This is a genomic window from Mesorhizobium sanjuanii, from assembly GCF_002529485.1.
Classification (GTDB): Bacteria; Pseudomonadota; Alphaproteobacteria; order Rhizobiales; family Rhizobiaceae; genus Mesorhizobium; species Mesorhizobium sanjuanii.
Genome location: NZ_NWQG01000034.1, coordinates 1 through 10761 on the forward strand (window position 1 = coordinate 1; position 10761 = coordinate 10761).

The following is a 10761-nucleotide window of genomic DNA, read 5'->3' on the forward strand; positions in this document are numbered from 1 at the left end:
GCCGACAATGGCTCGACGGGCCTCTGCGAAGACCGCGCCGTCAGCATGCGCTGCAAGGCCGAGAAAGTCCGTGGCGATGCCATCCTGGCGATCCGGCCCGAGCATATGTCGATCGCACGCGAAGCGGCGGCGGGCGAGAACGGCATCGCCGCCACCGCAATCGCCTCCACCTATCTGGGTGCCGCGACACGGCTCGATTTGACGACGCGCCAGGGCGCCAAGGTGACCGTATCTGTGCCAAACGAGGTCGCCGCAGCGGCACTCAGCAAGGGCAATTCCGTCTGGCTGACCTGGCCGGCCGAAAAAGGTTTTCTCCTTCCGCATGGAGGGCAATGACGATTTGCGAATCCTCAAGTGATGGAACCGGGATTCGCACTAACCATCGGAACAACCAACGACAAAAAGGGGAACTGACATGAACGACACCCGGAAACACTCCATCGAGATGCTGTCCGCCAGGGCAGCGCGCGGCGAGATCTCGCGCCGCCAGTTCACGCAGCTTGCGGCACTTGTGCTTGCCGGCACGCCGATGCTGCTGCGCTCGACCGGCGCCTTCGCGCAGGCCAAGGAACTGGTGCTGGTCAACTGGGGCGGCGACGCCATCACGGCTTACGACGCCGCCTATGGCCAGGCCTTCACCAAGGACACCGGCATCACCGTCAAGATGGACGGTTCCGGCCCGACCGAGGGCGCCATCGCGGCGCAGTTCAAGAGCGGCGCGCCGACCTGGGACCTCGTCGACGTCGATCCGTTCTCGGCGATCACGCTCGGCGCCCAAGGCGCGCTGGAGCCGATCGACTACGCGATCGTCGACAAGAAGAAGATGCGCGAGGGCTTCGGCTGGGAATACGCCGCCTCGACCTATTTCTTCTCCTATGTCATCGCCTACGACTCCGAGAAATACGGCAGCAACGCGCCGACCGGCATGGCCGATTTCTTCGACGTCGCAAAATTCCCCGGCAAGCGTTCGCTCTACAAATGGGGTGTGTCGAGCTGGGAGGCCGCCCTGCTCGCCGACGGCATCGCCCCGGCCTCGCTCTACCCGCTCGACCTCAAGCGCGCGCATGACAAGATCGCCGCCTTCAAGGAGAATGTCGTGGCCTATTGGGGCGGCGGCGCCGAGAGCCAGAGCGTGCTGCTCAACGGCGAAGCCTCTATGGCGATCGTCTGGTCGACCCGCGCCTCGCTGATCGAGCAGGATTCCGGCGGCAAGATCAAGTTCATCTGGGACCAGGGCCTGATCTCGCCCGGTGCGCTGGCCGTGCTCAAGAACAATCCCGGCGGCAAGGACGCCGCGATGAAGTTCATCGCCAGCGCCCAGGATCCGGAAAAACAGCTCATCATGTTCGACAAGCTCGGCCAGGGCCCGGCCAACCCGGCGGCGGACGCACTGATCCCCGCCGACAAGAAGCGCATCAACCCGGTCGATCCCGAGAACATGAAGAAGCAGATCGCGCTCGACATGGAGTGGTACGCCAAGAACTACGGCGCGGCGCTCGACGAATACACCAAGATCATCTCTGCCTGACCAAGACAGGGATGCTGACCTGAGATGAGAGGCACCCTCTCCGACAGGATGGGCGCGGCGCTTTTGATGGCGCCGCTGCTCCTGTTTCTCGTCCTTGCCTATGCCTGGCCATTCCTCGGCGTCGTCAAATGGAGTTTTACCCTGCCGACGCCGGGGTTCGGGCAATACAATGCGCTGCTCACCGACGATCTGGTGCAGTCGGTGTTCATTCGCACGCTGCGCATCGCGGCCATCGTCACGGTCGTTTCGGTCACTGCGGCCTATGCCATCACCGTTGTCTGGGTGCGCGGCACGCCGGCGCAGCGCGTGATCGCCGAATTCTGCATTCTCGTCCCGTTCTGGATTTCGGTGCTGACGCGCGCCTTCGGCTGGGTGGCGCTTCTGTCCAATCGCGGCCTGATCAACACATGGCTGCAGGCGATAGGCTTCATCTCCGAACCGCTGACGCTGGTGCGCAACGAATTCGGCGTCATCGTCGGCATGACGCATTTCCTCATTCCCTTCGCCGTCTTCCCGCTGGCGTCCTCCATGCGCAGCCTCGACGACCGCGTGCTGCTCGCGGCGCGTGGCCTCGGCTCCAGCCGCATGCGCACCTTCTGGTCGGTCTTCGTGCCGATGACGCGCTCCGGCATCATCGGCTCGGCGATGATCGTCTTCGTCTTCTCACTGGGCTTCTTCGTCACGCCGGCGATCCTCGGCGGCGGCCGCAGCGTGATGATCGCCGAGCTGATCTATCTCCGCATCTTCCAGAGCCCGGACTGGGGCCTGGGTGCGGCGATCAGCGTGGTGCTGGTGCTGTTCGTCGGCGCGCTGATGGCGTTGCTTTTCCGCTATGTCAAACCGAGGCAGCTGGTCTGATGCCGACCTATCGCCCCGGTCCTGTCTCGCTGGTCCTCGCCGCCTTGGTGGCGCTGTTCCTGTTGCTGCCGCTGCTTGCCGTCATCCCGGTGTCGCTGACGCCGAGCCGCATGCTGGCGATGCCGTCCGGCGAACTGTCGCTGCGCCACTACCGGGCTCTGATCGAGGACCCGCGCTGGATCCAGTCGATCCTGCTCTCCATCAGGATCGGCATTGTCAGCAGCGCCTTTTCCACCGTGCTGGCGCTCTGCTTCAGCCTCGGCGTCTGGATGTTCCAGCCGCGCTTCACCGCGGCCCTGGTCGGCTTCGTGCTGCTGCCGATGGTGGTGCCGCCGGTGGTGTCGGCCATCACGCTCTACTTCCTGCTGACCTCGATCTCGGGCTTCAGCTCGTTCTTCGGCTACGACACCTGGCTCGGCGTCGCCATGGCGCATGCGGTGATGACGGTGCCCTTCGCCACCGTGCTGATCCTGGTCTCGCTCAGCCAGCTTGACCGCCGCATCGACCTTGCCGCGCGTGGCCTGGGGGCCACCGTGTGGGAGCGTGCCACCCGCATCATCATCCCCAACATCAAGTTCGGCATCATCACGGCGGCACTCCTCTCCTTCGTGCTGTCCTGGGAAGAGATCGGCGTCACGCTGTTCATCACCTCGGTCAACGCCATCACCCTGCCCCGTCTGATGTGGATGGGCCTGCGCGACAACATCGACCCGGCGATCGCAGCGCTCTCGGTGATCCTGATCATCATCACCGTGCTGGTGCTGGCGGTGCGCAGCGCCGTGGTCAGGCTGCGCGGTGGGCACTAGATGCGGGTCATCAAGCACCAATACTCGACGCAGTTCTCGGCATGGCCTCAAGCCGCGAAGAACTCTGAGATGGCCGCAGCCGTATCGTCCGGGTTTTCCTCCGGGAAAAAGTGCCCACCCTTGACCGGGTGGCCTTCGACTTTGTCGGCCCATTGCCGCCAGATCGCCAGCGGCCCGCCCTCACCCGCATACCAGTTCTCCAGTCCGCCCTCGCTGCTCCAGAGCGCAAGCAACGGGCAAGCGATGCGCCGGCTGTCAGCCTGACTGAGCGCGTCATGGTCGCGGTCGATAGCGGCGGCGGCGCGATACTCCTCGCAAATGGCGTGGACATGGTCGGGATCGCGCAGCGCCTCGATATAGGCCGCCCTGATCTCCGCGGGGAAGGCGTCGGCAGCCGAACCCCATTGCGAAATAGCATTGTCGACGATCGCAGCAGGCGCCGCAGCCAGCAAGCGCTCCGGCAGCGGCTCCGGCTGCGCGAGCAGACTCCACGGCCAGAAGCCGAGCGCCAGCCTTGCGTCGGCGCGATCCCAGGCGGCGGCGGTGGGAATGACGTCGAGGACGGCAATGTTCGACACATGACCGGGATGGTCGAGCGCCAGCCGATAGGCGACACGACCGCCGCGATCATGACCGGCAATCATGAAGCGCTCGAAGCCGAGCGCGCGCATCACTTGCACCATGTCACCGGCCATGGCCCGCTTCGAATAGGGGGCGTGATCGGTTGACGAGGCCGGACAACCGCTTTGCCCGTAGCCTCGGAGATCGGCGGCGACCACGGTAAAGCGCGGTGCCAGCGCCGTCGCTATATCCCTCCACATCATATGGGTTTCGGGAAAACCATGGAGCAGCAGCAGCGGCGGGCCGGAGCCTCCGACCCTGACGAAGATCGATGTGTCCTCTACCTGTATGGTCTTCGCCTCAAAGCCCGAAAACATTACGCGTCCCCGCTCTTCCCTCCTTCTTGCGGCCTCAGCGTGCCGTGGCTGGAGCGGATACTGAGCACTTGCACGCCTGCCGGCAGTTCGATCAGGAACTCCTTGTCCCGATCCAGATGGTGGATGCTTTTGGGGTCACCGCCGGTGAACGCGGCCATCGCCTCGACGCTCTCCCAATAGGAGATCGTCATGAATTCGGAATAAGTGGGTGTGTCCTCGCGAAATGTCTGGACCCCAAGCGCCTTGTCGATCAGCGGCTTGATGCCGGCTTCATAATTGTAGATCTCGTAGGCATCGGCATTCTCGGGCAAGGTTCTGCCGCGCCAGATGCGGGCGATGGTCGGTTTTATCGGTACCATTGTGCCAACAACATCCATTCGTCAGCGTGGTATTGTCATGTCGGACGTATCGAATGTCAGCCCTCGTCCTTGGTCTTCCGGGCTTCCTGCTCGCCCTTGGCTTTGCCATGCTCCTTGGCAAGGTCTTTGGCCTGCTGCGGCGAAACATCCGTTTGCTCGGCAATGCGCAAGGCTTCCTTGTCGGAAATGCGATGGTCTTTGGAGGGGGTTTTGGTCATCATGGACCTCCGGAATGAAAGGCCCACCGAACACCGGCGGGCCTGTATTGGATCAGGCAGCTTCTGCTTGCTGATTGACGGCGGTGGTGGCGATCCCGGTCAGGGTCTCGTCGGTTGCCTTTTCTTCCTTCAGCGTCGCTTCCAGAAGCGCAACCGCATCCTTCAGGCCAAGCTCGCCGGCCCATGTTCGCATCGTTCCGTAGCGCGAAATCTCATAGTGTTCGACCGACTGCGCCGCAGCCAGGAGCCCGGCGTCAAGCGCCGGCGAGCCCTTGTATTCTTCCATGATTTCGGCGCCCTCATCGGTGATGCCGACGATTGCCGGGCAGGTCTTGCCCTGCGGCTTCTTGTCGATGATAGCGAACACCTGCTCAAGGCGGGCGACGTGGCCTTCGGTTTCGCTGCGATGCTTCTCGAAAGCCGCCTTCAGATCCGCGCTCTGTGCTGCCTTCGCCATCTTGGGCAGGGTTGTGAGGATTTTCTTCTCGGCAAAATAGATGTCCTTCAGCGAGTCGTGGAACAGGTCTTCAAGCATTTTTTGTTTGGCCATTGTGTTCTCCTGTGGGTTTTCCCTCGCACACACAATGGGCAGTTGGTTGAATTGTTCCGCTCTGTGATTCCAATCCAAACTACCCCATCGCGTGGCGGATGGTCTTGGACAGGCGGGTCAGGAATGCCGGCCTCGACGAGGCGTCGAGCTTCCACGACAGCACCGCCATCGCCATTTTCCGCGGCAGCATGCCGACCGACAGGAACCAGGCGGCAAGCACCGCGCGCCGGCGCAGGGACGCCGTCATTTCCAGGCTGGCGACGGCGCCGGCCGCTCCGAGCGCCAGCCGGGAATCGCCGGGCACCGGGTGCCGGCGCCGGTCCGCGCAAAGCGATGCCAGCCGCTCCTCAAGATGCACCGGATCGTGGCGGACCGTATCCGACGGCACGATGGTCACGCCGATCTCGGACGCTTGCTCCGACAGCGCCTCCATGCGGCGAAAATCGTGACTTACCCGCCAGCGCGCGCGCTCGGCGAGCTTCTCGCCGAACACCGAATGGTTGGCGCCATGGATCCGATAGGCGCCGACGCATTCGTCGATGGATTGGACGTGCCCGTAAAGCGGCGCCAGCGTTGCGAGATAGCCATCGGCGCCCTGGCGGAATTCCGGCTCCGGTATAGGCATGATCGATTCCAGGGTGGCGCGGTCGAAGGCAAGCCCGCTCGTCACCGTCGTCTGGTAGCGGCCCTTGTGCAGGAGTTTCGGCATCACGTCGCCACTGTCGAAAGGCAGTTCGGGCAGTGGAAAGACGTCCTTGATGCGTTGCCGTTCATCGACGATATGCAGCCTGGATTGCACCTGGGCGGTTGCCTCGTCCCAGATGTCCACAATCGTCGAGACCGCGGTCGGATAGAGATAGTCGTCGGCATCGAGGAAGAGGATGATCTTGCCCGAGCTTGCGGCAAAGCCGGTGTTGAAGGCGGCGGCATGCCCGCCATTTTTCTCCCTCGGGCAGGCGACGATCCGGTCGCCATAGGATTTCATGATTGTCTTGGAATTATCCTGCGAGGCGTCGTCGACGACTATGACCTCGACATCGGCATGGTCCTGCTCCAGCGCGCTGTCGATGCTGCGCTTGAGGAAACGCGCGTAATTGTAGTTCGGGATGATGATGGATACCGGAATACTCGGGACAGGCTGCATCGCATTTGACCTCGCATCTTGCTTTGGTTTCGGCAGACCCGCGCGGGCCTGCTTCCTCTTCAAGCGCGTCCCACGAATTTCCCAGGGGAAAGCCTTCGCCTTCCGTCAGGATGGGTCACGTCTCTTGCTTTGCGACTTCATGCTGAGTCGCCATCGCCTTCGAAGGCTGCCGCCGGGTCTTGGTTGAGGGCAGCAAGGGCTCCGACGGTTCGGCTGGGATGACACGACAACCGAGCCCGACGGAAAAGCTTCGGTCGCGATCAGGTCGGGATCGAAGCGGACAGGCACCTTGAAGGCATGGCCGATACTGAGCGCCAAATACGGCCGGAGCAAGCCCTTCGCCGAAAACAGGCTCACAAGCCTGTTACGTCTCAGGCGGCACCGAGCGTCGGTGGCCTGTTGCTAATCGCAGATGTCGGAGATTGGCGCGACTGTGCCGGAGCCGGCGGTGAGCCGGCTCCGGACTGGTGACCATGCAACCTGAACGGTCAGGCGGGCTGCAGTCCCGGCAGCGACGGGTCGACCTCCTCGGGCAGGTCGCCGGCCATCGCGGCGGCGAACTGGGTCTGGTCGAGTTCCCCTTCCCAGCGCGCCACGACCACGGTCGCCACCGCGTTGCCGATGAAGTTGGTCAGCGCCCGGCACTCCGACATGAAGCGGTCGACGCCGAGGATCAGCGCCATGCCGGCGACCGGCACGGTGGGAACCACCGAAAGCGTCGCGGCGAGCGTTATAAAGCCGGCGCCGGTGATGCCGGCGGCGCCCTTGGAACTCAGCATGGCGACGGCGAGCAGCAGGATCTGGTCGCCGAAGGTGAGCGGCGTGTCGGTCGCCTGCGCGATGAACAGCGCGGCCAGCGTCATGTAGATATTGGTGCCGTCGAGATTGAAGGAATAGCCGGTCGGGATGACCAGCCCGACCACCGATCGGTTGCAGCCGGCGCGCTCCATCTTGGCCATCAGGCCGGGCAGCGCTGCTTCCGAGGACGAGGTGCCGAGCACCAGCAGCAGCTCTTCCTTGATGTAGCGGATCAGCGCCAGGATCGAGAAGCCGTTATAGCGGGCAACCGCGCCAAGCACGACGAGCACGAAAAGCAGCGCCGTCAGGTAGAACGTCCCGATCAGCATCGCCAGGTTGGCGATCGAGCCGATGCCGTATTTGCCGATGGTGAAGGCCATGGCGCCGAAGGCGCCGATGGGTGCGGCCTTCATCAGGATGGCGACGAGGCGGAAGATCGGCGTCGTCAGCGCCTGCAGGAAATCGACGACCGGACGGCCGCGATCGCCGACCATGGCCAAGGCAACACCGAACAGCACCGAGAAGAACAGCACCTGCAGGATGTCGCCTTTTGCGAATGCGCCGGTGATGGTGTCGGGTATGATGTTCATAAGGAAGCCGACGATGGTGCTGTCATGCGCCTTCTCGGCAAAGGTCGCCACCTTGCTGGGATCGAGCGTGGCCGGATTGATGTGCATGCCGGCGCCCGGCTGGACGACATTCGAGACGACGAGGCCGACGACCAGCGCCAGTGTCGAGAACACCAGGAAGTAGATCATCGCCTTGCCGGCGACGCGGCCGACCTTCTGCAGGTCGGAAACGCCGGCAATGCCGGTCGCCACCGTCAGGAAGATAACCGGTGCGATCACCATCTTGACGAGCTTGATGAAGGCGTCGCCGAGCGGCTTCAGCGCCTCGCCTGTCTCGGGATAGAAGTGACCGAGCAGCACGCCGGCGGCGATCGCCGCCAGCACCTGCACATAGAGATGCCGGTAGAAGGGAAGTTTGCCGCGCGGCTCGGCGGCAGCGAATGCTGTCTGCATGACGTCCTCCATGGCGCCCCGATCGAAAAGCTCGACTCCCCGGGGCGGTTGCTTTGACCTCCAGCAGCCTCGCGACTGCTGAATTCGTGTTTGCAACTGCCGTGCCAAACGTGCGGAAGAGGGCCTCACCTATGATTTTATTGAATATTTTGGAATTCGCGAGGCCGTTTCACACACAGTCTGTGCGGCCGTCCGCATAGCTCGAATTGTGTTTTGTGCGAAATCATGCACAGATAGGCGATGCTGCAACGCCCCGCCGCTGCCCCATTTTCAACGCCTGGGTCTTCGACGCCCGGAGAACTCCGCCGGCGGGCGCGCCGCGCCTGGCTGCTGTTTGCGGCCGTCGCCATTGCGATCGCCGGAGCAGCGTTGTACGGCGCCGGCCTTTACGGCCGGACCGCCGAGATCGGCACATTGTCGGTGCAGGGTCGCACCGACGCCAATCTGAAGGTCGCGCTGCTGCGCGCCGTGCTGGAAAGCCCGCGCGCACTCCCCCTGCTCTTGTCCGAAGACCAGCAGGTCCATGACGCGCTGTCGCAGAAAAACGCCGCCGCCAGCGATGTGCTGAACCGCAAGCTCGAAGGGCTGGTCTCCGGCACCAAGGCTGCGGTGCTCTACGTCATCGGCACCGACGGTTCCGCGATCGCCTCGAGCAACTGGCGCGAGCCAATCAGCTTCGTCGGCAACGACTACCGGTTCCGCGATTATTTCTCGGGCGCGATGCAGGCCGGAACCGCCGAATATTTCGCGCTCGGCAATGTCAGCAAGCGCCCCGGCCTCTACATCTCACGCCGCGTCGGCGATGCCGCCGCACCACTCGGCGTCGTCGTCGTCAAGATGGAGTTCGACCAGCTCGAGGCCGACTGGCACGAGGCGAACCGCCCGGCCTATGTCAGCGACGAGCATGGCGTCGTGCTGATCACCAGCGTGCCATCCTGGCGCTTCATGACGACGGCGCCGCTGGCCGGCCCGGAGCTTGCCGCCATCCGTGGCAGCCAGCAGTTCGGGGAAGCGCCGCTGGTGCCGTTGCCGATCACCCGCCTGCAGACGCTGAGCTCAGACGTGTCGATCGTCCATGCCGTGACACCCGGCGGCAGCGACGCGGAGTATCTGCGCCTCTCCACGCCGGTCCCTTCGACCCCCTGGCGGCTCGATTACCTCGTCCCGGCAGAAGCGCCGGTCGCTGCTGCGATCCGTGAAATGCGGCTTCTGGCGCTGGGCGTCGTCATCCCGCTGCTTGGTTTCGCCGCCTATCTCCTGTGGCGCCGGCAGTCGGCGCAAATGCGCATCGCCGCCGAACAGGCGGCACGCGTCGAGCTCGAACGTCGCGTCGTCGAACGCACCGAGGACCTGAGCCGGGCTCGCGACCGGCTGCAGGCCGAGATTACTGACCACCGCGGCACCGAAGCCAAACTCCAGGTGGTGCAGCAGGATCTGGTCCAGGCCAACCGCCTTGCCATCCTCGGTCAGGTCGCCGCCGGCGTCGCCCATGAGATCAACCAGCCGGTTGCCACCATCCGCGCCTATGCCGACAATGCCCGCACCTTCCTCGACCGCAAGCAGACGGCGCCCGCCGCGGAAAACCTCGGCGCCATCGCCGCGCTGACCGAACGCATCGGCGCCATCACCGAGGAATTGAAGGCGTTTGCCCGCAAGGGCCGCACCGCCGCCGAACCCGTCGAATTGCGCGGTGTCATCGAGGGCGCCGTCATGCTCCTGAAAAGCCGCTTTGCCGGCCGGCTCGATGCGCTGGCCCTCGACCTGCCGCCGCCGAGCCTCAAGGTCATGGGCAACCGGATCCGCCTGGAACAGGTGCTGATCAATCTCTTCCAGAACGCGCTGGAAGCGCTGGACGGACGCTACGACGCTCATGTGCAGGTTTCGGCCGAGGAGATGCCAAACGGCGTGATCGTCAGCGTGTCCGACAACGGACCCGGCATCCCGCCCGCGATGCTGAAGTCGCTGTTCACGCCGTTCAACACGTCGAAGGAAAAAGGCCTTGGCCTCGGCCTCGTCATCTCCAGGGACATCGTCGCCGATTATGGCGGCCGCATCGAGGTTGCGAGCGGCGATAGCGGCACAAGCTTCACCATCCATCTCTTGAAAGCGGCGTAAGACAGCATGATGGACCACGACGCAGCGCCGGTCGTCCTGATCGATGACGACAGCGATCTTCTCAAGGCCACCGCGCAGACGCTGGAGTTGGCCGGCTTTTCAGTCTCGGCCTTTGCGGTGGCGGCCGAGGCGCTGGCCAGGCTTGACGCCGGTTTTGCCGGCGTCGTGGTGTCCGATATCCGCATGCCCGAGATCGACGGCCTGCAATTGTTCGACCGCGTGCTGCGGCTGGATTCCGATATTCCCGTCATCCTCGTCACCGGGCACGGCGACATCGCGGTTGCGGTCAAGGCGATCAAGGACGGCGCCTATGACTTCATCACCAAACCCTTCGCCGCCGACCGGCTGGTGCAGAGCGTGCGGCGGGCCGCCGAAAAGCGCCGCCTGGTGATGGAGAACCGGGCCTTGCGCGAAGCGGCCGGAGA

12 protein-coding genes are annotated in these 10761 nt (G+C 64.0%); 6 read left to right on the top strand and 6 right to left on the bottom strand.

Features of this window, described 5'->3' with window-relative positions; translation table 11 throughout:
- The 4 genes from CN311_RS06730 to CN311_RS06745 form a co-directional block, all read left to right on the top strand.
- The coding region (locus tag CN311_RS06730; RefSeq protein ID WP_115504237.1) for a TOBE domain-containing protein at positions 1 to 336 on the top strand (336 nt) is incomplete at its 5' end.
- A 79-nt stretch (positions 337 to 415) separates the two neighbouring features.
- Positions 416 to 1528: an ABC transporter substrate-binding protein gene (locus tag CN311_RS06735; protein WP_097572557.1), complete on the top strand. Its 1113-nt coding sequence runs from the start codon at positions 416 to 418 to the stop codon at positions 1526 to 1528.
- A 24-nt stretch (positions 1529 to 1552) separates the two neighbouring features.
- Positions 1553 to 2386, top strand: coding sequence for an ABC transporter permease (locus CN311_RS06740; protein ID WP_097572558.1), 834 nt, complete (start codon positions 1553 to 1555; stop codon positions 2384 to 2386).
- Positions 2386 to 3192 carry an ABC transporter permease gene (locus tag CN311_RS06745; RefSeq protein ID WP_097572559.1) on the top strand — a complete coding sequence of 269 codons (807 nt, stop codon included), beginning with the start codon at positions 2386 to 2388 and terminating at the stop codon, positions 3190 to 3192. Before CN311_RS06740 ends, CN311_RS06745 begins: the two co-directional genes overlap by 1 nt.
- Positions 3193 to 3239: 47 nt before the next feature.
- Here CN311_RS06745 and CN311_RS06750 read toward each other — a convergent pair whose 3' ends face one another.
- From CN311_RS06750 to CN311_RS06775, 6 genes are all read right to left on the bottom strand, one after another.
- A complete protein-coding gene (locus CN311_RS06750) occupies positions 3240 to 4130 on the bottom strand; it encodes an alpha/beta fold hydrolase (protein WP_097572560.1) in 891 nt (296 codons plus the stop codon).
- Positions 4130 to 4489 carry an antibiotic biosynthesis monooxygenase family protein gene (locus CN311_RS06755; RefSeq protein ID WP_097572566.1) on the bottom strand — a complete coding sequence of 120 codons (360 nt, stop codon included), beginning with the start codon at positions 4487 to 4489 and terminating at the stop codon, positions 4130 to 4132. The genes CN311_RS06750 and CN311_RS06755 overlap by 1 nt, the downstream gene beginning before the upstream one ends.
- 56 nt (positions 4490 to 4545) lie before the next feature.
- Entirely contained in the window at positions 4546 to 4707 is a 162-nt protein-coding gene (locus tag CN311_RS32495) for a hypothetical protein (protein WP_165779618.1), read from the bottom strand.
- Positions 4708 to 4759: 52 nt separating this feature from the next.
- Positions 4760 to 5257, bottom strand: coding sequence for a YciE/YciF ferroxidase family protein (locus CN311_RS06760; RefSeq protein WP_097572561.1), 498 nt, complete (start codon positions 5255 to 5257; stop codon positions 4760 to 4762).
- Positions 5258 to 5336: 79 nt separating this feature from the next.
- Complete coding sequence (locus CN311_RS06765) at positions 5337 to 6401, bottom strand: glycosyltransferase family 2 protein (RefSeq protein WP_097572562.1); 1065 nt, start codon at positions 6399 to 6401, stop codon at positions 5337 to 5339.
- Between the two features lie 488 nt (positions 6402 to 6889).
- Positions 6890 to 8221, bottom strand: a complete 1332-nt coding sequence (locus CN311_RS06775) for a dicarboxylate/amino acid:cation symporter (RefSeq protein ID WP_208866451.1) — start codon at positions 8219 to 8221, stop codon at positions 6890 to 6892.
- A gap of 240 nt (positions 8222 to 8461) precedes the next feature.
- On the opposite strand from CN311_RS06775, the gene CN311_RS06780 reads away from it, so the two are divergent.
- A complete protein-coding gene (locus CN311_RS06780) occupies positions 8462 to 10336 on the top strand; it encodes a sensor histidine kinase (RefSeq protein WP_097572565.1) in 1875 nt (624 codons plus the stop codon).
- A 6-nt stretch (positions 10337 to 10342) separates the two neighbouring features.
- On the top strand, positions 10343 to 10761 hold a 419-nt coding region (locus CN311_RS06785), incomplete at its 3' end, for a sigma-54-dependent Fis family transcriptional regulator (protein ID WP_133117148.1).

What these genes read in the sequence shown, in the direction of transcription:
- CN311_RS06735 (WP_097572557.1), top strand. Translation starts at nt 416, where the DNA reads ATGAACGACACCCGGAAACACTCCATCGAGATGCTGTCCGCCAGGGCA.
- CN311_RS06740 (WP_097572558.1), top strand. Translation starts at nt 1,553, where the DNA reads ATGAGAGGCACCCTCTCCGACAGGATGGGCGCGGCGCTTTTGATGGCG.
- CN311_RS06745 (WP_097572559.1), top strand. Translation starts at nt 2,386, where the DNA reads ATGCCGACCTATCGCCCCGGTCCTGTCTCGCTGGTCCTCGCCGCCTTG.
- CN311_RS06750 (WP_097572560.1), bottom strand. Translation starts at nt 4,130, where the DNA reads ATGTTTTCGGGCTTTGAGGCGAAGACCATACAGGTAGAGGACACATCG.
- CN311_RS06755 (WP_097572566.1), bottom strand. Translation starts at nt 4,489, where the DNA reads ATGGTACCGATAAAACCGACCATCGCCCGCATCTGGCGCGGCAGAACC.
- CN311_RS32495 (WP_165779618.1), bottom strand. Translation starts at nt 4,707, where the DNA reads ATGACCAAAACCCCCTCCAAAGACCATCGCATTTCCGACAAGGAAGCC.
- CN311_RS06760 (WP_097572561.1), bottom strand. Translation starts at nt 5,257, where the DNA reads ATGGCCAAACAAAAAATGCTTGAAGACCTGTTCCACGACTCGCTGAAG.
- CN311_RS06765 (WP_097572562.1), bottom strand. Translation starts at nt 6,401, where the DNA reads ATGCAGCCTGTCCCGAGTATTCCGGTATCCATCATCATCCCGAACTAC.
- CN311_RS06775 (WP_208866451.1), bottom strand. Translation starts at nt 8,221, where the DNA reads ATGCAGACAGCATTCGCTGCCGCCGAGCCGCGCGGCAAACTTCCCTTC.
- CN311_RS06780 (WP_097572565.1), top strand. Translation starts at nt 8,462, where the DNA reads ATGCTGCAACGCCCCGCCGCTGCCCCATTTTCAACGCCTGGGTCTTCG.